The organism is Leisingera sp. S2M4 (genome assembly GCF_055398055.1).
Window position 1 is genome coordinate 3,228,418 of the sequence record NZ_AP040861.1, and the last position, 21,587, is coordinate 3,250,004.

The window sequence follows — 21,587 nt, forward strand, 5'->3', positions numbered from 1 at the left end:
TTACAGCTTGCCCAGTTCTTTCATATGCTTGCGGTGCGCCATGATCTCGGATTGGACAAAGTCCCGGAAGGCACCAACGCGTTGCGAATGGCGCAGCTCTTCGGGATAGGCGAGGTAAACCGGGACAGTGTTCTGTCCTTCGTCAGGCAGAACCTCGACCAGTTCCGGGAACTCTTCGGTCACGTAGTCCGGCAGGATGCCGATGCCCATGTCGTGCACCACACTCTGCAGCACCCCGAAGTAGTTGTTCACCGTCAGCAGCGACTTCGGTTCGTAGGACATCAGTTTTCGGATGACGACGGCCGCCGAACTGACCTGCGCGGCGCGCTGGTTCTGGCAGATCAACCGGTGATCCGAAATGTCCTCGATCGTTTCCGGCACACCGTATTTTTCAAGGTAACGGGGCGAGGCGAACAGGGCCATCCGCACCGTCATGAGGCGCTTGCGCACCAGGTCGGCCTGGCTCGGCTCCTTCATGCGGATGGCGACATCGGCCTCGCGCATCGGCAGGTCCAACACCCGCTCTTCCAGCATCAGATCGATTTTCAGGTTCGGGTACTGCTCGTACAGCTTGGTCAGGCGCGGCGCCAGCCAGAGGGTGCCAAAGCCGGTGGCCGTGGTCACCCTGAGTTCCCCAAAGACCTCTTCTTCGCTGTCGCGGATTCGCGCCGCGGCCGCGTCAAGGCGGCTGGTCATCGACTGCGTCGCGTCGAACAGCAATTCCCCCTGTTCGGTCAGAATCAGTCCGCGTGCATGGCGGTGAAACAGGGTTGCATTCAGGCTCTCCTCCAACGCGCGGATCTGGCGGCTGACGGCCGACTGTGACAGGTTCAGCTTGTCACCGGCATGGGTGAGACTGCCCGCATCCGCGACCGCGTGAAAGATTCTGAGCTTGTCCCAATCCATATCCGTTACTTTCCGTGCATTTCGGGGTCAGTAGATGAAACCTTAGTTATGTATCAGTTTTCGCGGTGCAAGCGAGTAAAATCGAAAAAAAAGCGGCTACACAGGTCAGTATTTCTGACCTATTATCAAATCGGGAGAGAGCAAGCTATTCTTTGGGCGGGAGGCCAAGATGAGCACGCAGAAGATTTCACTGAACGACAAATACGATCTGACCAAATCGCCGGTGCTGCTGAACGGCACCCAGGCGCTGGTGCGGCTGATGCTGATGCAAAAGCACCGCGACAAGGCGGCAGGTCTGAACACGGCCGGTCTGGTCACCGGGTATCGGGGATCGCCCCTGGGTGCGGTCGACATCCAGATGAGCCGCGCCGCCAAGCAGCTGAGTGCCGCTGATGTCAAGTTCCAGTACGGGCTGAACGAGGACCTGGCGGTCACCGCGCTCTGGGGGGCGCAGCAGGCGGAACTGCGTGGGGAGGGGAAATTCGACGGTGTTTTTGGCCTGTGGTATGGCAAGGGGCCGGGGGTGGACCGCTCGGGCGATGCGATCCGTCATGCCAATATGGCGGGCACCTCGAAACATGGCGGAGTGCTGCTGGCCATGGGGGATGACCACACCGGCGAAAGCTCCACGGTGCTGCACCAGTCGGAATGGTCGCTGCTTGACTGCTACCTGCCTATCGTCAGCCCGGCCGGCGTGCAGGAGATTCTCGACTACGGCATCTATGGCTATGCGCTCAGCCGGTTTTCCGGGCTTTGGGTTGGTCTGAAGACCATGAAGGACACGATCGAGGTCACCTCGGTTGTCGATGCCCGCCCGGACCGGGTGCAGCTGGTGACGCCCAAGTTCGACATGCCGCCCGACGGACTGAACATCCGGCTGGACGATGATCGTTTCCGCCAGGAAAACAGAATCATCGACTATCGCCGCTTCGCCGCGGAGGCCTTCAGCCATGCCAACAAGATGGACAAGCGCGTCTGGGGCAAGCCCGGCGCCAAGATCGGGCTGGTTGCCGCGGGCAAGAACTGGCTGGACCTGGTGCATGCGCTGAAGCTTCTGAACATCGACGAGGCGATGGCCGAACGGCTTGGCATCACCACCTACAAGGTGGGTCAGACCTGGCCGATGGACATGAAGGGCTTCAACGACTGGGCCGAAGGGCTGGACCTGATCGTTGTGGTCGAGGAAAAGCGCAAGCTGATCGAGATCCAGATCAAGGAAGCGTTGTTCGACAACCGCCGCGGCCGCCGGGTGTATGGCTGGTACAAGGGCGGCGCCGGTGCGCTGCACCGCGAGGAACTATTCCCGACCAAATACGCGCTGGACCCGATCATGATCGCCGAAAAGCTCGGCGGCATCCTGATCGAAGAGGGTCGCGACACCGAGGCCATCCGCGCAGGCATGGCCAAGCTCGACGAGGCCCGCCGCGCCGACAACGCCGAGGAAATCGCCACCCGGCTGCCCTATTTCTGTTCGGGCTGCCCGCACAACACCTCGACCAAGCTGCCTGACGGCGCGCGCGCCTATGCCGGTATCGGCTGCCACTTCATGGTTCAGTGGATGGACCGCGAGACCACCGGCTTCACCCATATGGGCGGCGAGGGTGCGAACTGGATCGGCGAAGCGCCGTTTTCCAAGCGCAAGCACGTGTTCCAGAACCTCGGCGACGGCACCTACAACCACTCGGGCGTGATGGCGATCCGGGCCGCGTTGGCCGAGGGCACCAACATCACCTACAAGATCCTCTACAATGACGCAGTTGCGATGACCGGCGGGCAGGCGGCCGAGGGCGGTCTGACAGCGCATCAGATCGCGCATGAGCTGACCGCGATGGGGGTGAAAACCATCGCCGTGGTCTATGACGAGAAGGAGGACGTCGATCCGTCCTTGTTCCCGGCGGGCATGCGGATGCACGAACGCGCCGAGATGATGAAGATCCAGCGCGAGTTCGAACAGGTCGAGGGCGTCTCGGCCATCATCTACATCCAGACCTGCGCCGCCGAGAAACGCCGCCGCCGCAAGCGCGGGCAGTTCCCGGATCCCGACCAGCGGGTGTTCATCAACCCCGACATCTGCGAGGGCTGCGGTGATTGCGGCGTTCAGTCCAACTGCGTTTCCATCGTCCCCAAGGACACTGAACTGGGCCGCAAGCGTGCCATTGACCAATCCTCCTGCAACAAGGATTTTTCGTGCCTGAACGGCTTCTGTCCCTCGTTCGTGACAGTTGAGGGCGCCAAGATCCGCAAGGAGGCCACTGCCACGCTGGAACTGCCGGACCTGCCGCAACCGGAACTGCCTGCCATCAACGGCACCCACAACGTGGTGATCACCGGCGTCGGCGGCACCGGCGTCGTGACCATCGGCGCGGTGCTGGCGCAGGCCGCGCAGATCGACGGCAAGGGTGCAGGGTTGATGGAGATGGCTGGTCTCGCCCAGAAAGGCGGCGCGGTGCACATCCATTGCCGGATCGCCAACCGCCCCGAGGACATCTCGGCGATCCGGGTGGCCACCGGCGAAGCAGACGCGCTGATCGGCGGTGACCTGGTGGTGAGTGCCGGTGCCAAGACGCTGGGGCTGACGACGGCGGGGCACACCGGTGCCGTGGTCAACAGCCACGAGATCATCACCGGGGAATTCACCCGCAACACCGACTTTGCGATTCCGTCCGACAGGCTGGAGGTTGCCCTGCAGGCGCGCCTGCGCGAGCGCCTGGACCTGTTTGACGCCTCGGAACTGGCCCGAGTCACCATGGGCGACTCGATCTTTTCCAACATGATGGTCTTTGGCGCCGCCTGGCAGCGCGGGCTGGTGCCGGTTGGGCATGCGGCGCTGATGCAGGCCATCGAGATGAACGGCGCCGCGGTGGAGGCCAACAAGCGCGCGTTTGATATTGGCCGCTGGGCAGTTCTGCATCCCGCCGATGCCGCCGCGCTGAGCCAGCCGAAGGTGGTGGCCAAGCCCAAGACACTGGACGAGAAGATCGCCTTCCGCGTCGACCACCTGATCGCCTACCAGGGCAAGGGTCTGGCAAAGCGCTACACGCGACTGCTGGAGGGCATCAGTGATCCGGCGCTCAAGGAGGCCGTGGCCAAGGGCTATCACAAGCTCCTTTCCTACAAGGATGAGTACGAAGTCGCGCGGCTGCTGCTGAACAGTCGCAGTCAGGCGGAGGCGGAATTCGAGGGCGACCTGAAACTGTCCTATCATCTGGCGCCGCCGATGCTGGGCGGAGTGGATCCCAATGGTCGGCCGAAGAAACGCAAGTTCAGCCAGGGGCTGGATCGCTGGCTGCGGCTGCTGACCCGTTTCAAACGCCTCCGCGGCACGCCGCTGGATGTCTTTGGCTATACTGCGGAGCGCAAGATGGAACGCGCGCTGATCGCGCAATATGAGCGCGACATGCGGGAATGGCTGCCGAAAGCCGCGCCGGAGACCATGGAGGCCCTTATCGCGCTGGCCGAGTTGCCGTTGCAGATCCGGGGATTTGGCCCGGTGAAGCAAGCCAACGAACAAAAGGCCGCCAAGCGCCGCGAGGAGCTGCTTGCGGTCCTTCGTGAGGGAGGGACGGCGGTGAAGCAGGCCGCGGAGTAACCGCCGACGAAGCGCTCCCGCCCGGTGCAGGTCCGGCCCTTCGGGCGCTGGCCCTACGCCGGTTGGGCCCGGCGCCGCGCTGTCGCGCGGCGCGGTGGCGCCATTCTGTCACGGCAGTGTCATGTCGCTTGAATATGGTGCGCTTCCGGCCCTAATTGGCCGGGAGCCGCCGTTCAGGACGACACAGAAGATGCAGTACGATCGTCAGATTGCCCGAGATATATCCTATGCGCATTCCGCGGCGACGCGCCCCGGTCGCGCGCTGATCCGTTTGATGGAAAACGCCACGGGGAGGCTGCACTTGATGCGTCGGGCGGAAGGATATGAGCGCGACATCGCGGCCGGGCGCAGCTTCTGGTCGGTGATGGCCGAACGCTATGGTCTGACGCTGGACGTGGTGGGCGGCAGCCTTGGCAATATTCCGCGGGACCGGCCACTGATCCTGATTGCCAACCACCCCTATGGCATCCTTGATGGGCTGATGATGGGGTATATCCTGTCCAAGACCCGCAGCGACTTCCGCATTCTCGCGCATCAGGTCTTTCGCAAGGCCGAGGATCTGAACCGCGTGATCCTGCCGGTCGATTTTGCTGAAACCAAGGAGGCGTTGCGCACCAACCTTGCCACCCGCAAGGCGGCGCTGGAGTTTCTGGGGCAGGGAGGGGCGATCGGGATTTTCCCCGGCGGCACTGTCTCTACGGCTGCGCGGCCGTTTGAACACCCGATGGACCCCGGATGGCGCGCCTTCACCGCGCGGATGATCGCCAAATCCGACGCGGTGGTGGTGCCGGTGTTCTTCGAGGGGCATACATCGCGCCTGTTCCAGATCGCCAGTCACCTGCACGTGAACCTGCGTATGGGCCTGCTGTTGCAGGAGTTTCGCAAACGGGTCGACACCCCGGTTCGGGTGGTGATCGGCGAACCGATCGCGCGCAGCGACCTGGTGCCACTTGCGGGCGATGCAAAAGCGCTTATGGATTTCCTGCGCAAAGCCACGTATGACCTGTCTCCAGTACCGCTCAGATCTTATGCCCACGGGTATGAGTTTGAGGACAAACACCGCGCCTGAGAGAGCATTATGGCAGTTGGCATCTTTGATTCAGGTCTTGGCGGCCTGACCGTTCTGAACGCGGCCCAAGCGCGGCTGCCGGATGTGGAATTTCTGTATTACGGCGACAATGCCCACGCCCCGTACGGCGTGCGGGATGCCGAGGACATCTATCAGCTGACGCGCGCGGCGGTGCACAGCATGTGGGACCAGGGCTGCAACCTGGTCATTCTCGCCTGCAATACCGCCTCGGCGGCGGCACTGCGTCGCATGCAGGAGGGCGGTCTGCCCAAGGGGAAACGGGTGCTTGGCGTCTTCGTGCCGTTGATCGAGGCCCTGACCGAACGCCAATGGGGGGACAATTCGCCGCCGCGTGAGGTTGCGGTGCAGCATGTGGCGCTGTTTGCCACCCCTGCCACCGTTGCCAGCCGGGCGTTCCAGCGCGAGCTGGCTTTCCGCGCCATCGGGGTTGATGTCGAAGCGCAAAGCTGTGGTGGCGTGGTCGATGCCATCGAGGATGGCGACATGATCCTGGCCGAAGCCCTGGTCCGCAGCCATGTCGATGCGCTGAAACGCAAGATGCCGCAGCCGCAGGCCGCGATTCTGGGCTGCACGCATTATCCGCTGATGCAGGATGTGTTTCAGGCTGCACTGGGGCCCGAGGTGAAGGTGTTCAGCCAGGGGAACCTGGTGGCGGAGAGCCTTGCGGACTACCTGGAACGCCACCCGGATATGCTTGGCTCCGGCCCCGGCGGCTTCGTCACCACCGGCAACCCGGCCCGTGTCAGCGATCGTGCAACGCAATTTCTCCGACGAGAAATCACCTTTCGCTCGGCGTGACGGTTGGCGGCTGCAAAAGTCCTGCGGCCAGTCTGGCCTGCGCGGCAGCACTTCTTCGTTACATGTTCCGCGGAAAGCTGCGGATATGACTCATCACATTTGAAAGACGAGGTCTGACATGACCCATAAAGTGGCTATTCTGGGCGCTTCCGGCTATACCGGCGCCGAACTGGTGCGGCTGATCGCGCAGCACCCGAACATCGAGATCGCGGCCCTCGCGGCAGAGCGCAAGGCTGGCATGACCATGGCCGAGGTGTTCCCGCACCTGCGTCACATGTCCCTGCCAACCCTCTGCAAGATTGAGGAAATCGACTTCTCCGCCATCGACCTGTGCTTCTGCGCGCTGCCGCACAAGACCAGCCAGGAGGTGATCGCGGCGCTGCCCAAGGACCTGAAGATCGTCGATCTGTCGGCGGACTTCCGGCTGCGCGACCCGGCCGAGTATGAAAAGTGGTACGGCAACCCCCACGCCGCGCTGGAACAGCAGCAAGAGGCGGTCTATGGCCTCACTGAATTCTACCGCGAAGACATCAAGGCCGCGCGTCTTGTGGCCGGCACCGGCTGCAACGCCGCCACCGGGCAGTTTGCCCTGCGGCCGCTGATCGCAGCGGGCGTCATCGACCTGGATGACATTATTCTGGATCTGAAATGCGCTGTGTCGGGCGCCGGCCGGGCTTTGAAGGAAAACCTGCTGCACGCGGAGCTGAGCGAGGGCTACAACCCCTATGCCATCGGTGGCACCCACCGGCACCTCGGTGAGTTCGACCAGGAGTTCAGTAAGATTGCCGGTCGTCCGGTCAAGGTGCAGTTCACGCCGCACCTGTTGCCGGTGAACCGGGGCATTCTGGCCACTACCTATGTCAAAGGGGACGCGCAGGCGATCTATGACACCTTCGCCAAGGCCTATGCCGATGAACCTTTCATCGAATTGCTGCCCTTCGGCGAGGCACCCAGCACGCATCACGTGCGCGGTTCGAACTTCTGCCATATCGGGGTTGCCAAGGACCGTATCGATGGCCGCGCCATCGTGTTCGCGGCGCTGGATAACCTGACAAAAGGTAGCAGCGGCCAGGCCTTGCAGAACGCAAACCTGATGTTAGGTGAGGAGGAAACCTGTGGCCTGATGATGGCGCCGCTGTTCCCCTGACGGGGCGGCGCTGTCAGCGCGGCTGCTGGGCCTTGACCAGAGGACACCATGAAGAACCTGAAGAAACAGCGCCGTATCCAGGTCATCGCCCTTGCGGCGGTGGCGCTGATCGTCGCCACCGCCCTGATCGGCTATGCGATGCGGGATGGCATCAACTATTTCCGCTCCCCCAGTCAGGTCGTTGAGGCTCCGCCGGAACCGACCGAGGTCTTCCGCATCGGCGGGCTGGTTGCCGAGGGGTCCTTGGTACGGGGGCAGGGTGAGACGGTGCGTTTCGCAGTGACCGATGGGGGGGGCACCGTTGATGTCACCTACACCGGTGTGCTGCCCGATCTGTTCGAGGAGAACCAGGGTATGGTCGGCACCGGTCGCTACGTCAACGGTGTGTTCGAAGCCTCTGAAATTCTTGCGAAACATGATGAGACCTACATGCCCAAGGAGGTCGTGGACGCGCTGAAGGAACAGGGTGTCTACCAAGAGCCCGAGAGTTGACCGTCTAAACTGACTGGCGCGCTCCCGCCCCAAAGACGCCTCCCTTGCGGGAGGCGTTTTGCGTTGGGCCGGGCGCCGCGCGGCGCGGCGGCGCCTCACCGGGGTGTTGCGCAAGCAGCGCACGCCGGTCTCAGCGGATCTTAGCAGATTTGCGGCAGTCTCATCGCGTCCGGCAAACCGGAAAAGGGTGAGGTGCAATGCAGACAGTTCAGGACATCGCGGCAGAGATCGTCGCCCGCGAAGGCGGCTTTGTGAATGACCCGGATGATCCCGGCGGCGCTACCAAATACGGCGTCACCATTGGCACCTTGCGGCGGCTGAGGCTGGATCTGACCGGCGACGGGCGGATCGGTGTGGATGACGTGCGCGCCCTCAGCTCCGAAGACGCTGAGCGGATCTTCATCCGCCATTATTTCGATGCGCCGGGTATCGGCGCGCTGCCGCAGGCGGTGCAGGCGTCGGTGTTCGACATGTATGTAAACGCGGGCAGCAATGCGGTGCGGATCCTGCAGCAGCTAATGGTTCAGATGGGCTACCAAGTGACGGTGGACGGCGTGATCGGACCGCGGACCGCAGGTGCCGCGCGACAGGCGGCAGCGGTGGATGCGCAGGCCTTCCGCGATGCTTACGGGATTGCGCGGCGCAATTATTACTTCCGCCTTGCCGACCGGCGCCCGGCCAGCCGCAAATATGCGCGCACCCGTGCGGGCACCAAAGGCGGCTGGATCCGACGGGCCGAGGCCTTCCTGTCCCCCGAGTACCACCTCAGCCAGCAGGCATTTCAGCAAAGGACCGCAGGATGGGAATGATCACCGATATCTTGGCGCTGGTGTTCGGCAGCCGCCGCAATCTTGTGCGCGAAACCGCAGAGGTGTTCCGCGAAAACGCCGAAGGCAGCGCGCAGCGCGCCCATGCGGTGCAGGTCGCGGCGCTGTCGCAGCTGGGGGCCGAGTTCCAGCGGGCCCAAAAGGGCCGCTTTGATCGTTTCATGGACGGGGTGAACCGTCTGCCGCGCCCCATGCTGGCGCTCGGGACGCTGGGGCTGATGGTCTCGGCGCTGGCGGACCCGGTGTGGTTTGCCGCCCGCATGCAGGGCCTTGCGCTGGTGCCGGAGCCGCTGTGGTGGCTGCTGGGCGTGGTGGTCTCTTTCTACTTCGGCGCGCGGCATCAGGTGAAAACCCAGGAATTTCAAAAGGGTCTGGCGGCCAGCATGGCGCGTCTGCCTCAGGCTGTTGAAAACATCGCCGCGCTGAAGGGCCTTCGCGCAGACAGCCCGGGCAGTGCCGCCACCGGCACGGATGCGGCCGCCCGGCTGGACACGGTAACAGCCGTCGAAAACCCGGCGCTTGAGGCGTGGAAAGCGCGGCGTGGCTGATCACATTTGCGCGGCTGCGGCGGCGTGGCGCGCCGATTGCCATTGGCCCCGCAGGCAGAGCGGCGTATAGCAGACAGGCGTATAGGAGACCCCATGATTACAGAGCTCGGCCACTTTGCCCTGATCCTCGCCTTCATGATCGCCATCGTGCAGATGGTGGTTCCCCTGATCGGCGCCCAGAAACGCTGGCCCGGATGGATGGCCGTCGCGGAACCGGCCGCACAGGCGCAGTTCCTGTTCACCGCCTTTGCCTTCGGCGCGCTGATGTGGGCCTTTGTCACCTCGGATTTCTCGCTGAAGCTGGTGGTGCTGAACAGCCATTCGGCCAAGCCGATGCTCTACAAGATCTCCGGCACTTGGGGCAATCACGAGGGGTCGATGCTTCTTTGGGTGTTGATCGTGGCGCTGTTCGGGGCGCTGGCGTCCGTATTCGGCGGCGGGTTGCCCCCGACGCTGAAGGCGCGGGTGCTGGCGGTGCAGGCTGCCATTGGCGTGGCGTTTTTTGCCTTCATCCTGTTCACCTCCAACCCGTTCCTGCGGCTGGTGGTCCCGCCTTTTGACGGGCAGGACCTGAACCCCCTGCTGCAGGATCCCGGCCTCGCCTTCCATCCGCCGTTCCTGTACCTCGGCTATGTCGGCCTCAGCATGGCGTTTTCCTTTGCCGTGGCCGCCCTGATCGAGGGGCGCGTGGATGCGGCCTGGGGGCGCTGGGTGCGGCCCTGGACGCTGGCGGCCTGGATCTTCCTGACCATCGGCATCGCGCTGGGATCCTGGTGGGCCTATTACGAGCTGGGCTGGGGCGGCTTCTGGTTCTGGGATCCGGTCGAAAACGCGTCCTTCATGCCGTGGCTGCTGGCGGCGGCGCTGTTGCATTCGGCCATCGTGGTGGAAAAGCGCGAGGCGTTGAAAAGCTGGACCATCCTGCTGGCGATCCTCGCCTTCGGCTTCTCGCTGATCGGCACCTTCATCGTGCGCTCCGGCATCATCACCAGCGTGCACGCCTTTGCCAACGACCCGGAGCGCGGAGTCTTCATCCTGATGATCCTTGCCTTCTTCACGGGCGGCGCGCTGACGCTGTTTGCCGCGCGCGCGCAGGCGATGGAGGCCAAGGGCGTGTTTGGCGTGCTCAGCCGTGAAAGCGCGCTGGTGGCGAACAACATCCTGCTGGCGGTTAGCTGCTTCGTGGTGTTCTTCGGTACCATCTGGCCGATCGTTGCAGAGATGCTGTTCGACCGCAAGCTCAGCGTTGGCCCGCCGTTCTTCAACTCGGCCTTCACCCCCTTCATGGTGGTGCTGGGGCTGCTGTTGCCGGTGGGCGCGATGCTGCCGTGGAAGCGGGGCAAGATCGCGCGGGCCGCCTGGCAGCTGCGCTTCGTGTTCGTCCTCGCGGTGTCACTGGGCGTGCTGGCCTGGGCGGTGCAGACCGGGCGCAGTGCGCTGGGGCCTGTGGGGCTGTTCCTCGGCACTTGGGTGGTGTTCGGCGCGCTGGCGGACCTGTGGCTGCGCAGCGGCAAAAGCGGACGGTTGCAGCGGATCGCACGCCTGCCGAGGGCCGATTGGGGCAAGGCGGTCGCGCATGCGGGGCTTGGCATCACGATTTTTGCCGTCGCGGGTCTGACCGCCTGGGAGCAGGAAGACATCCGCGTTGCCAATCTGGGCGAGCCTTTCACCGTCGGTGGGTATGAGCTGGTGCTGAAGGAGGTCAGCCGCGAGCAGGGGCCGAATTACTTCAGCACCAAGGGCCATGTCGAGGTGCTGCGCAACGGACGGCTCGAGGCGGTTCTTTACCCGGAAAAGCGCGACTACCCGGTGGCGCGGATGCCGACCACCGAAGCCGCGATCGACTATCGGTTCACCCGAGACCTCTACGTGGTGCTTGGTGATCGCCAGGAGGACGGCGGCTGGACCATGCGTACCTACATCAAGCCTTTCGCGAACTGGATCTGGGGCGGGTCTATCCTGATGGCGCTGGGTGGTCTGCTGAGCCTGAGTGACCGGCGCTTCCGCGTTGCGGCTGGCGCACGCAAGACCGCGGCAACAGGAGTGGCGGCAGAATGAGGTTGGCAGGTCTGAAATCCCTGATCGTTGTTGCTCTGACAACGATCAGCCTTCTGGCGGCAGCGCCGGGCGAGGCTGTGGAACCGGACGAGGTTCTGGATGATCCGGTTCTGGAACAGCGGGCACGGCACCTGTCAGAGGGCCTGCGCTGCCTGGTGTGCCGCAACGAGAGCATTGACGATTCAAATGCGGAATTGGCGCGGGATCTGCGCATCCTTGTGAGGGAACGTCTGCTGGCCGGCGACAGCGACACCGAGGCGCTCGATTTCATCGTTGACCGCTACGGTGAATACGTGCTGCTGCGCCCGGCGATCAGCGGTGCGAACTGGCTGTTGTGGGCGGCGGGACCATTGATGCTGCTGATGGCGCTGGTCATCGGGGTGCTCTACGTGCGCGGTCGCGCGCGTGCCCCCAAAGTTGCGGAGCAGTCGCTGAGCCCCGAAGAGCAGGAACGCCTGCGCAAAATCCTAGAGGATTGACGCCGGGTTGGGCTTTCCCGTAGGCGGGCTTTGGGCCAACATGGCGGCAAAAGGGCGGGCCGTGTCGCGGCCGATGCCAGGCTCCAACAGATGAGGCGCGCCGATGGACTATAAGGAAATCCTGTTTTCGCTGGAGAACGGGTTGGCCGTTGTGACCCTGAACCGGGAGGCGCGCAAGAACGCGCTGAACAGTCGCATGCGGCTGGAGATCACCCATGCGATGCAGCAGGCCGCGGCCCAGGCCCGTGCGGTGGTCTTGACCGGGGCAGGCGATGCCTTCTGCTCGGGGCAGGATCTGAGTGATGCGGGCAACGGCGGGGACCTCGACCTCGAACGCACGCTGCGCGATGAATATCTGCCCATGCTGGAGGCAATCTACGATTGCCCGGTTCCCGTGGTTGCCGCCGTTAATGGCGCGGCAGCGGGGGCAGGGGCGAACCTGGCGCTGGCTGCGGATGTTGTCATCGCCTGCGAAAGCGCCTTCTTCATGCAGGCGTTTTCCAAGATCGGCCTGATCCCCGATGCCGGTGGCACCTGGTTCCTGCCGCGCCAGATCGGATTGGCCAAGGCAATGGGGGCAGCCCTGTTTGCCGAGCGGATCTCGGCGCGCGAGGCGAGCGCCATGGGCATGATCTGGGAGGCGGTGCCGGATGCCGAATTCGCCGCCCATTGGCAGGCGCGTGCCACCTATCTCGCAAACGGGCCGAGCAAGGCCTTTGCCGCCACCAAAACCGCCTTGCGGGACAGCAACGGGAATTCCCTGGCAGAGCAGTTGCAACTGGAAGCGCATCTTCAGGGCCAATGCGGCAAGAGCCGGGATTTCCTCGAAGGCGTGACCGCCTTCATGGAAAAGCGCCCCGCGAAATTCGAGGGGCGCTGAGAGCCTCTGACGGGTGTCGCTGTGAGGGGGCCGGGGCTGTCGCCCCGGCGTCTTACAGGGACATCAGCGGCGAGGACGAGCGGTCAACAATCGAAATGTCGCTGGCCGACAAACTGGTGCCCGCGCCCGGAACCCGCGCGATCAGCGTTTTATTTGCGTAGATCAGTGCCGAGCCTGCGCCATCACCGGTGCCGTCGTCGTCCCAGCCGAGCTCCAGTTCCGGCAGGGCGCCTTCACCGTCGTGAGAGTAGACAATCACGTCCTCTCCCTTGGTGAAATCGGTCAGAACCACCGGGTCGTGATCCTCCTCCATCCAGTCACCGATGGCCAGCGTATCAAAACCTTCGCCAAGCGTGACCGTGTCACCGTCTCCCGCGATCACGATATCGTTGCCATATCCGGCATGGACGCTGTCCGCGTCGCTGTCGGTATCTTCGTCGTCGGCGCGCAGCAGCGCCTGCAGGTCTTCCTGCGTCACATCAGGTTCTCGGTCGGCCTCCAGTGCGTCGGTGATTTCACGGGCCATTTCCGCGATTTCCTCACCGTCCATCGCGCTGGTGGCCACGATCGTGTCATCGCCCAGATCGCCCCAGATCGTATCTGCGCCCTCGTGATCGAGGATGGCATCATTGCCGCTGCCACCACGCATGAAATCGTCGCCGGTGCCGCCGGTGAGAAAATCGTTGCCCTCTTGCCCGAACATCCGGTCATCGCCGCCACGCCCTTCGATCAGGTCATCGCCCGCACCGGCGAATACCACGTCGTCCTCCTCGCTGCCGACCACGACATCGGCGTCCTCGCTGGTTTCGAGATCGGTCTCTTCGGAGGAAGCTTGATCGCTGCCGTCGTCATCGTCGTCAAAGATTGCCATGCCAAGTCCAACGGCGAGGCCAAGCGAGAGCAAAATCAGCAATTCCATCAAGAAAGTCCTTTTGAAAAATAAACCGGGCCCGGCCCGACCATCGAACAGCCTTTCGCCTTCGGCCGCGTGGAATTGAGTGGCAACTGTGAAGGCAGCTTGGGGATAATTGGTACGGGGCAGAACATTTTATGTCAAATTTGAGTGGTTACTGTCCCGGGGTGCCGGACAATAGGACGTGGCGGTGAATTTTGTTCAGAAAGCGGGTCTTGAAACGAAAAACGCCCTGCAATCAGCAGGGCGTTCAGATCGTTTATAAAAGCGCGATTCAGCGCTTTTCGATATCGACGTAGTCGCGTGCGGTTTCGCCCAGGTACAGCTGGCGCGGGCGACCGATCTTGTTCTGTGGGTCCGCGATCATTTCCTTCCACTGGGAGATCCAGCCGACGGTGCGCGACAGCGCGAAGATCGGGGTGAACATCGAGGTCGGGAAGCCCATCGCCTCGAGGATGATGCCCGAGTAGAAGTCGACGTTCGGGAACAGCTTCTTCTCGATGAAGTAGGGGTCGTTCAGCGCGGTGCGCTCCAGTTCCTTGGCAACCTGCAGCAGCGGGTTGTCTTCGACGCCCAGCAGTTCCAGCACCTCGTCCGCGGATTGCTTCAGCACCTTGGCGCGCGGGTCGGTGTTCTTGTAGACGCGGTGGCCAAAGCCCATCAGGCGGAACGGATCGTTCTTGTCCTTGGCGCGGGCGATGAACTCGGGGATGCGATCGACCGAGCCGATCTCCTTGAGCATTTCCAGGCAGGCCTGGTTGGCGCCACCGTGGGCCGGACCCCAAAGGCAGGCAATACCGGCCGCGATACAGGCAAACGGGTTCGCACCCGAAGACGAGGCCAGACGCACGGTCGAGGTCGAGGCGTTCTGCTCGTGATCCGCGTGCAGGGTGAAGATCCGGTCCATTGCACGGCTGAGGATCGGGTTGACGTTGTAATCCTCGGCTGGGACCGAGAAGCACATGTGCAGGAAGTTCGCGGCGTAATCCAGATCGTTGCGCGGGTACACGAAGGGCTGACCGATCGAGTATTTATACGCCATCGCCGCAATCGTCGGCAGCTTTGCGATCAGACGGATTGCAGCCACTTCGCGCTGCCAGGGATCCGAGATGTCGGTGGAGTCGTGGTAGAAGGCGGACATTGCGCCGACCACGCCGACCAGGGTCGCCATCGGGTGCGCGTCGCGCCGGAAGCCGCGGAAGAAGTTGTGCATCTGCTCGTGCACCATCGTGTGACGGGTCACACGGGTCTCGAAATCCTCAAGCTGGGTCGCGGTCGGCAGTTCACCGTAGAGCAGCAGGTAGCAGACCTCCAGGTAGTGCGACTTGCTGGCCAGCTGGTCGATCGGGTAACCGCGGTGCAGCAGAATGCCCTCGTTGCCATCGATATAGGTGATGGTGCTGTCGCAGCTGGCGGTGGAGGTGAAGCCCGGGTCGTAGGTGAACACGCCGGCCTGCGCGTAGAGCTTGCGGATGTCGAGGACATCTGGCCCGGCCGTTGGAGAGAAAATGGGCAGCTCGTATGTTTTGCCATCCAGGCTGAGCGTGGCAGATTTCTTGGTCTCGGTCATAGATGTCCCTTCCTGTTGCAGGCACGACCTCCGCCGAAAGCGGCGGAGATGTGCAGGGCAGCGCCTGCGCTGTGTCGCGCAGGGCTTGTCGTATCAATAAAGGGCTTACCCGAGAGTGAAGACCGGGGTCAGCCCGTGGCGTCAGCGAGCCGGGCGAGGGTTTCCTCACGGCCCAGAATCAGCATCATGTCGAACACCGAAGGCGTTACCGCCCGGCCTGCGAGCACGGCCCGTAAAGGGGCAGCCAGCTTGCCGAACTTGGTATCATGTGCTTCTGCAAATGCGTTCAGAAGCGCCTCCAGATCGTCACGGACCCAGCTAGCATTTTGCAACTGCGGCGTCAATTCTTCCAGTATACCATCGGATACAGACGCCAGCGCCTTTTCTGCCTTCTCATCCCGGTCAATTGGCCGTGAAGCCAGTACAAAATGCGCTTTTTCAAGCAGTTCAGGGAAGGTCCGTGCCCGATCTTTGAGGCAATACATCGCAGATTCAAGACCTTGTGACTGTACGTCAGTCAGCGGCGGCAATCCGGCGGCGGCCAGGTAGGCGGTAATTTCCTGCCGCAGCGCGGCATCATCGCTAACGGCGATGTGCTGGCCACACAGGTTTTCCAGCTTCTTGGTGTCAAAGCGCGCCGGGCTTTTGCCGATACCATCGAAATCAAACCAGTCACGGGCCTGCTCGTCGGTGAAGAATTCGTCGTCACCGTGGCTCCAGCCCAACCGGGCAAGGTAATTGCGCATGCCAGCCGCGGGATAACCCATGGCCTGGTATTCCTGCGCTCCCAGCGCGCCGTGGCGCTTGGACAGCTTCTTACCATCAGGGCCGTGGATCAGCGGGATATGGGCCCAGACCGGAACGTCCCAGCCCATTGCCTCGTAGATCATCATCTGGCGGGCGGCATTGTTCAGGTGGTCGTCGCCGCGGATCACATGGGTCACGCCCATGTCGTGGTCGTCGACAACCACGGCCAGCATATAGACCGGGGTGCCATCGGAACGCAGCAGGATCATGTCGTCGAGCTGGTCATTGCGGATGGTCACATCGCCCTGCACCTCATCCTTGATGACGGTGACGCCGTCCTGCGGCGCCTTGATGCGCACAACGTAGGGGGCATCGGGATGTGTGGACGGGTCGGCGTCGCGCCAGGGCGAGCGATAGAGGGTCGACTTGCCTTCGGCCTTGGCCTGTTCACGGAAGGCTGCGATTTCGTCTTGGGTCGCAAAGCATTTGTAGGCCTTGCCTTCGGCCAGCAGCTGGTGCGCCACCTCGGCGTGCCGATCGGCGCGGGCGAATTGGCTGATGACCTCACCGTCATGGTCCAGCCCCAACCACTGCATGCCTTGCAGGATGGCCTCGGTGGCCTCCGGGGTGGAGCGTTCACGGTCGGTGTCCTCGATGCGCAGCAGGAACTTGCCGCCGCGGCCCCGAGCGTAGAGCCAGTTGAACAGCGCGGTGCGGGCACCGCCGATGTGCAGAAAGCCGGTGGGCGAGGGGGCGAAACGGGTGACAACCGGTTTGGTCATGTGCGGGATTTACCTTTTGGAAACCATCAGAGGCATAGAGTTGCCGCCTGTCTACCGGGCCAGAAGGCGGGGGGCAAGCATGCGAGCGATGTCGGCGATCACCGATCAGCTGAACGCGCAGCGGGGGCATCTGTTCCCGTGGAGCCCGGTCTTTCTCGGCACCGGCATCGGGATCTATTTCACCTTGCCTGTTGAACCGGACGTGGTCCACCTGGCCGCGGTTGCCGGGCTGTCGGTGGTGTTGTGCGTGGTTGCCTGCAGCCGGGCGGGCTTTGCCTTTTTGTCCTGGGCGCCGATGCTGGTCGCCGCAGGTCTGTGCCTGGCGGCCGCGCGTGCCCATCTGGTGGCAGCCCCGGTTCTGGATTTTCGCTACTACGGCCCCGTGGAAGGGCGGTTGGTATCCGTGGACCGCTCGCCCACCGATGCGGTCAGGCTGACGCTTGAGGATGTGCGGCTGTCCGGAGTTGCCCCCGCGCGCACCCCAGCGCGGGTGCGGATTTCGCTGAAGACCCCTGACCGGATACCCGAGCCTGGCGCGCGCGTGATGACGACCGCCCATCTCTTGCCGCCACAGGGGCCAAGCGAACCCGGGGGCTTCGACTTTCGTCGCCATGCGTGGTTCTTGCAGTTGGGTGCTCTTGGCTACACGCGTGCGCCAATCCTGCTGGCGGAAGCGGGCACCGATCATTTGGCGGTGGCGAAACTGCGGCGGCGGGTATCCAAGTTCCTGATGCGCGGGATGGACGGCAGGGCGGCGGGCTTTGCCGCCGCGATTGTCGTCGGCGACCGCAGCAACGTTGACCGACAAAGCCTCGAAAACCTGCGACGTAGCAACCTTGCCCACCTGCTGGCAATTTCGGGCCTGCACATGGGGCTGTTGACCGGCTTCATATTTGCCGCCATCCGCCAGACCCTTTGCCTGCTGCCCTGGATCGGTCCCCGCTGGCCGGTCAAGAAACTGGCTGCGGGCGCAGCCCTTCTGGCGGGGTTTGGCTATCTGGTGCTGTCCGGCGGATATGTCGCGACGGAGCGTGCGTTCATCATGGTCTCCGTGATGTTCGGGGCCGTGTTGCTGGACCGGCGCGCGATTACGCTGCGCGCGGTTGCGCTGGCTGCGGTGATCGTGCTGGTGCGCCGTCCCGAGAGTTTGCTAAGCCCCGGCTTTCAGATGAGCTTTGCGGCAACGACGGCGCTGGTGGCCGCCTTTGACGCCTTGCGCCAGGGCGCTGTGCCGCTGGGACCTGGTTGGTGTCGTCCGCTTGTGGCGCTGCTGATTTCGTCGGCCGTGGCAGGGGCGGCGACGGCCCCATTTGCCGCAGCGCATTTCAACATGGTGCCGCATTACGGGCTTTTGGCGAACCTCCTGGCGGTTCCCGTGATGGGGATGGTGGTTGTTCCGGCAGCGGTGTTGGCCCTGTGCCTGGCGCCCCTTGGGCTCGAGATCATCGGCTTGGCCCCGATGAAATGGGGGCTGGAGTGGATTTTGACAGTTGCCGAACAGGTGGCGGCGCTGGAGGGCGCGATCTCACAGGTTTCGGCGCCCGGCGGCTGGATGCTTCCGGTGTTTACCGCAGGCATGCTTGTTGCGATCCTCTGGCAAGGGCGACTGCGGCTACTGGGTGTTCTGCCCGCCGTCATCGCCTTGCTGTGCTGGCCTTCGGCCGGTCGGCCCATTTTGCTGATCGCGGACAGCGGAGGGCTGGTCGGTGTGATGGCGCCTGAGGGCCGCGCGCTGTCCCGTGCCAAAGGGCAGGGGTTCACGGCTGGGATCTGGCTGGAAAATGATGGCGATGCCGCATCGCAGGCAGAGGCGGCGACGCGTTGGTCCGAAAAAATGAACGGGCTGCCGGTCTGGCAGCGCGCGGGACTGCGTGTGCGGCATGCGCCGGGGAAGCGAAAGTTGGCGTCCGTAACGGGTTGCGATGATCGTGATATCGTCGTCACCACGGTGGAACCCGAGAGCGGCGGTGCGGCGGATTGCCTGGTGCTGCATCCAAGGGTGATGCGCCAGACCGGCAGTATTGCCCTCGATGCCGAGGGACGCCTGCAAACCGCGCGTAGCCTATCCGGCGCGCGGCTGTGGACGCAGTGGCAACCCGCAAGCGCCGAGGTGCGGCGCTTGCGGGACATCTTGGGGGCTGAACCAAAATGAGACGTCGGACTGGCCTCTACCGGGTCGTCGAAACCTGTTCCTGACCGGTGCAGGTGAACGGCGTCACTTCCTGCCGTTGCGAAACAAGTGCTCAGTAAGTGCGGATCAGGCCAACCAGAAGCCCCTGGATGCGGACCTGCTCTTCGGGATAGCGGCGGGTTTCATAGGCCGGGTTCGCGGCTTCCAGCGCGATGATGCTGCCCTCACGGTGATATCGTTTCAGGGTCGCTTCGTGACCTTCGACCAGCGCCACGACAATATCACCGTCGTCCGCGGCCTCGGTCTCGCGGATGACAACGATATCACCGTTGTTGATCCCGGCTTCGATCATCGAGTCGCCCTTTACTTCCAGCGCGAAATGCTGGCCGTTCGGGGAAATCATGCCGCCGGGAACCGTGACCTGATGTGACACCTGGCTGATAGCCTCGATCGGGACGCCCGCGGCAATGCGGCCCATCACCGGCAATTCCACCGCCGAACTGTGCCGCGCCGATGTGCGGGCAGACGCGCGGTCCTGTCCGCCCTCGATCACGGTCGGGGAAAATCCTTGCGCCTCGGTCCCGGCGTTTTGCGGCTCCGAGCCGCCGCCGAGGCTTTCGGGAAGGCGCAGAATCTCGATCGCGCGGGCCCGGTGAGCCAGACGGCGGATGAAGCCGCGTTCCTCCAAAGCCGTAATCAGCCGGTGGATGCCCGATTTGGAGCGCAGATCCAGCGCGACCTTCATCTCGTCAAAACTGGGTGGCACGCCGTCCCGTTGCAGGCGTTTGTGAATGAATTCGAGCAAATCCAGCTGTTTTTTCGTGAGCATCGTTGCTCCCTCCGCGGCGTGGGTCCTGTTTTCTTTTGTTCTATTCATGTTCCCGTTTTGTGTCAACCGCTCGGCCGCAGGTTGACGAACATACGGGCAACACAGGAACACGATAGAACCAGACGCAGGACCTCGGCGGCGCTGAACGCGCGGGTCAGATGGGGAGGTAACGGACCATTTCGCCGACGCGGCGCGCCGGGTCATGCGGCGGGCGGACGAGAAGGGCGTTGGCCTTGGCGAGGACGGTCAAAAGAGAGCTGTCCTGGTTGTCAAAAGCCTGCAACCCCTCGGCGTCAAGCAGCGCGCGCATGTAATGCTCGCGCGGGCCGTTGGCAGGCAGCGCCTTGGCCAATCGGGCTGTTTGGAACGCAGGCTCGGTTGTGGGCAATCCCAGCATGGCGCGGATCATCGGCGCCAGAAACACCTGGCCACAGACCATGGCCGAGACCGGGTTGCCGGGCAGGCCAACCATGGCGGCGGCGTTCATGCGGCCAGCCATCAGGGGTTTGCCGGGGCGCATCGCCACCTTGTAGAAGGATCGCTGCAACCCGAGGTCCGCGGCCACATCCGCGACAAGATCATGATCGCCGACAGAGGCTCCTCCGATGGTAACCACCAGGTCTGCGCCCTCCGCCAGTTCGAAGGCGGTGCGCAAAGCGCTCCTGGTGTCGCGTGCAATCGGCAGGATCCGCGCACGTGCGCCCAGCCCGTCGAGCATCGCTTTCAGGCCGAAGGTGTTGGAAACGATGATTTGATCCGCTTCCGGGGTGTCACCCGGCATTACCAGTTCATCCCCGGTCGAGATCAGCGCGACCTCGGGGCGGCGAGTCACCGGGACGGATGGAATGTTCATCGCGGCCAGCAAGGCGATATCGGCGGCGGTCAGAAGCCGGGGCGACGATACCGTCTGCCCGGCAAGGAAATCGCCTCCGCGGGGGCGGATGTTGCTGTTCGCACCGGGTTCGGAGGTGATGGTGATGAGATCACCGGTGCGGCTCACATCCTCCTGGATGACAACGAAACTTGCGCCGTCCGGGACCGGCGCGCCGGTGAAGATCCGCACGGCCTGGCCGGCACCGACACGTCCCTGGAACCCGTGACCGGCGGCGGCTTCGCCGATCACCTTGAACATGGCATGGCGCTCGACCTCGGCGGCGTTGACGGCGTAGCCATCCATGGCAGAGGCCGAGAAGGGAGGCTGGTCACGACGTGCCACAACATCCTGCGCGAGCACCCGGCCCGCGGCCTCGGCGAGGGGTACGGTCTCTGCCTCGAGCTGGCGAACCAGCGCCAGGAGTTGCGTGCGCGCGTCGTCGACCGAGATCATTTAAGCCTCATACCTGCCTGATTTTCCGCCATCTTTTAGCGTGACGCGGATGCCGCCGATTTGCATCGCCTTGTCCACGGCCTTGGTCATGTCGTAAACGGTCAGCGCTGCGGTGGAAACTGCGGTGAGTGCTTCCATCTCGACGCCGGTCTGTCCGGTGGTTTTGACGGTGGCGGTAATGCGCACCCCAGGCAGGTCGGGGTCAAGAGTCAGGTCAACCGCGACCTTGGTGACGGGCAGCGGGTGGCAGAGCGGGATCAGGTCGGGTGTTTTCTTTGCCCCCATGATGCCGGCGAGGCGCGCCACGGAGAGGACGTCACCCTTCTTGGCGCGGCCTTCCGCGATGATGTCATAGGTCGCCGGGGCCATGCTGACATAGCCCTCGGCGGTGGCGATCCGCGCGGTTACTTCCTTGTCGGAGACATCGACCATATGGGCGTCGCCCTTGGCGTCAAAATGCGTAAGGCTCATCCT

18 protein-coding genes are annotated in these 21,587 nt (G+C 63.5%); 11 read left to right on the plus strand and 7 right to left on the minus strand.

Going from position 1 to position 21,587, the window contains the following annotated elements; genetic code table 11:
* On the minus strand, nucleotides 1-906 hold the full coding sequence (locus tag ACZ52D_RS15640; RefSeq protein ID WP_222453122.1) for a LysR family transcriptional regulator: 906 nt from the start codon (nucleotides 904-906) through the stop codon (nucleotides 1-3).
* Between the two features lie 169 nt (nucleotides 907-1,075).
* Between ACZ52D_RS15640 and ACZ52D_RS15645 the strand changes: the two genes are divergently transcribed.
* From ACZ52D_RS15645 to ACZ52D_RS15690, 10 genes are all read left to right on the plus strand, one after another.
* Nucleotides 1,076-4,495 (plus strand): indolepyruvate ferredoxin oxidoreductase family protein, encoded by a 3,420-nt coding sequence (locus ACZ52D_RS15645; protein ID WP_464441881.1) that lies wholly within the window; start codon nucleotides 1,076-1,078, stop codon nucleotides 4,493-4,495.
* Between the two features lie 190 nt (nucleotides 4,496-4,685).
* Nucleotides 4,686-5,564, plus strand: a complete 879-nt coding sequence (locus ACZ52D_RS15650) for a lysophospholipid acyltransferase family protein (protein WP_464441882.1) — start codon at nucleotides 4,686-4,688, stop codon at nucleotides 5,562-5,564.
* Between the two features lie 9 nt (nucleotides 5,565-5,573).
* Nucleotides 5,574-6,383 (plus strand): glutamate racemase, encoded by an 810-nt coding sequence (locus ACZ52D_RS15655; protein ID WP_417471926.1) that lies wholly within the window; start codon nucleotides 5,574-5,576, stop codon nucleotides 6,381-6,383.
* A 118-nt stretch (nucleotides 6,384-6,501) separates the two neighbouring features.
* Nucleotides 6,502-7,530: an N-acetyl-gamma-glutamyl-phosphate reductase gene (gene argC, locus ACZ52D_RS15660; protein ID WP_464441885.1), complete on the plus strand. Its 1,029-nt coding sequence runs from the start codon at nucleotides 6,502-6,504 to the stop codon at nucleotides 7,528-7,530.
* 48 nt (nucleotides 7,531-7,578) lie between these two features.
* A complete protein-coding gene (ccmE, locus tag ACZ52D_RS15665; RefSeq protein ID WP_369929340.1) occupies nucleotides 7,579-8,022 on the plus strand; it encodes a cytochrome c maturation protein CcmE in 444 nt (147 codons plus the stop codon).
* A gap of 197 nt (nucleotides 8,023-8,219) precedes the next feature.
* Nucleotides 8,220-8,831, plus strand: a complete 612-nt coding sequence (locus ACZ52D_RS15670) for a holin-associated N-acetylmuramidase (protein ID WP_464441886.1) — start codon at nucleotides 8,220-8,222, stop codon at nucleotides 8,829-8,831.
* Nucleotides 8,822-9,397 (plus strand): holin family protein, encoded by a 576-nt coding sequence (locus ACZ52D_RS15675; protein ID WP_464441888.1) that lies wholly within the window; start codon nucleotides 8,822-8,824, stop codon nucleotides 9,395-9,397. Before ACZ52D_RS15670 ends, ACZ52D_RS15675 begins: the two co-directional genes overlap by 10 nt.
* A gap of 93 nt (nucleotides 9,398-9,490) precedes the next feature.
* The gene (locus ACZ52D_RS15680; RefSeq protein ID WP_464441889.1) at nucleotides 9,491-11,455 is read left to right on the plus strand and encodes a heme lyase CcmF/NrfE family subunit; all 1,965 of its coding nucleotides are present in this window, start codon (nucleotides 9,491-9,493) and stop codon (nucleotides 11,453-11,455) included.
* Entirely contained in the window at nucleotides 11,452-11,934 is a 483-nt protein-coding gene (locus ACZ52D_RS15685) for a cytochrome c-type biogenesis protein (RefSeq protein WP_464441890.1), read from the plus strand. The genes ACZ52D_RS15680 and ACZ52D_RS15685 overlap by 4 nt, the downstream gene beginning before the upstream one ends.
* Before the next feature lie 103 nt (nucleotides 11,935-12,037).
* Nucleotides 12,038-12,814 (plus strand): enoyl-CoA hydratase-related protein, encoded by a 777-nt coding sequence (locus ACZ52D_RS15690; RefSeq protein ID WP_222453112.1) that lies wholly within the window; start codon nucleotides 12,038-12,040, stop codon nucleotides 12,812-12,814.
* A gap of 52 nt (nucleotides 12,815-12,866) precedes the next feature.
* Here the strand turns inward: ACZ52D_RS15690 and ACZ52D_RS15695 are convergent, their stop codons facing one another.
* The 3 genes from ACZ52D_RS15695 to gltX all read right to left on the minus strand — a co-directional run bounded on the left by ACZ52D_RS15695 (nucleotide 12,867) and on the right by gltX (nucleotide 16,826).
* Complete coding sequence (locus ACZ52D_RS15695; RefSeq protein ID WP_464441892.1) at nucleotides 12,867-13,733, minus strand: calcium-binding protein; 867 nt, start codon at nucleotides 13,731-13,733, stop codon at nucleotides 12,867-12,869.
* A gap of 268 nt (nucleotides 13,734-14,001) precedes the next feature.
* The gene (gltA, locus tag ACZ52D_RS15700) at nucleotides 14,002-15,297 is read right to left on the minus strand and encodes a citrate synthase (RefSeq protein WP_222453110.1); all 1,296 of its coding nucleotides are present in this window, start codon (nucleotides 15,295-15,297) and stop codon (nucleotides 14,002-14,004) included.
* A gap of 128 nt (nucleotides 15,298-15,425) precedes the next feature.
* The gene (gltX, locus tag ACZ52D_RS15705) at nucleotides 15,426-16,826 is read right to left on the minus strand and encodes a glutamate--tRNA ligase (RefSeq protein ID WP_369929354.1); all 1,401 of its coding nucleotides are present in this window, start codon (nucleotides 16,824-16,826) and stop codon (nucleotides 15,426-15,428) included.
* A gap of 79 nt (nucleotides 16,827-16,905) precedes the next feature.
* Here gltX and ACZ52D_RS15710 point away from each other — a divergent pair, with 79 nt between their 5' ends.
* Nucleotides 16,906-18,978 carry a ComEC/Rec2 family competence protein gene (locus tag ACZ52D_RS15710; RefSeq protein WP_464441894.1) on the plus strand — a complete coding sequence of 691 codons (2,073 nt, stop codon included), beginning with the start codon at nucleotides 16,906-16,908 and terminating at the stop codon, nucleotides 18,976-18,978.
* A gap of 91 nt (nucleotides 18,979-19,069) precedes the next feature.
* Here ACZ52D_RS15710 and lexA read toward each other — a convergent pair whose 3' ends face one another.
* The 3 genes from lexA to moaC all read right to left on the minus strand — a co-directional run bounded on the left by lexA (nucleotide 19,070) and on the right by moaC (nucleotide 21,584).
* On the minus strand, nucleotides 19,070-19,786 hold the full coding sequence (gene lexA, locus ACZ52D_RS15715; protein WP_464441896.1) for a transcriptional repressor LexA: 717 nt from the start codon (nucleotides 19,784-19,786) through the stop codon (nucleotides 19,070-19,072).
* Between the two features lie 154 nt (nucleotides 19,787-19,940).
* Nucleotides 19,941-21,113 carry a molybdopterin molybdotransferase MoeA gene (locus tag ACZ52D_RS15720; protein ID WP_464441898.1) on the minus strand — a complete coding sequence of 391 codons (1,173 nt, stop codon included), beginning with the start codon at nucleotides 21,111-21,113 and terminating at the stop codon, nucleotides 19,941-19,943.
* Nucleotides 21,114-21,584: a cyclic pyranopterin monophosphate synthase MoaC gene (moaC, locus tag ACZ52D_RS15725; RefSeq protein WP_464441899.1), complete on the minus strand. Its 471-nt coding sequence runs from the start codon at nucleotides 21,582-21,584 to the stop codon at nucleotides 21,114-21,116. It lies immediately after the preceding gene.
* Nucleotides 21,585-21,587: the final 3 nt, after the last annotated feature.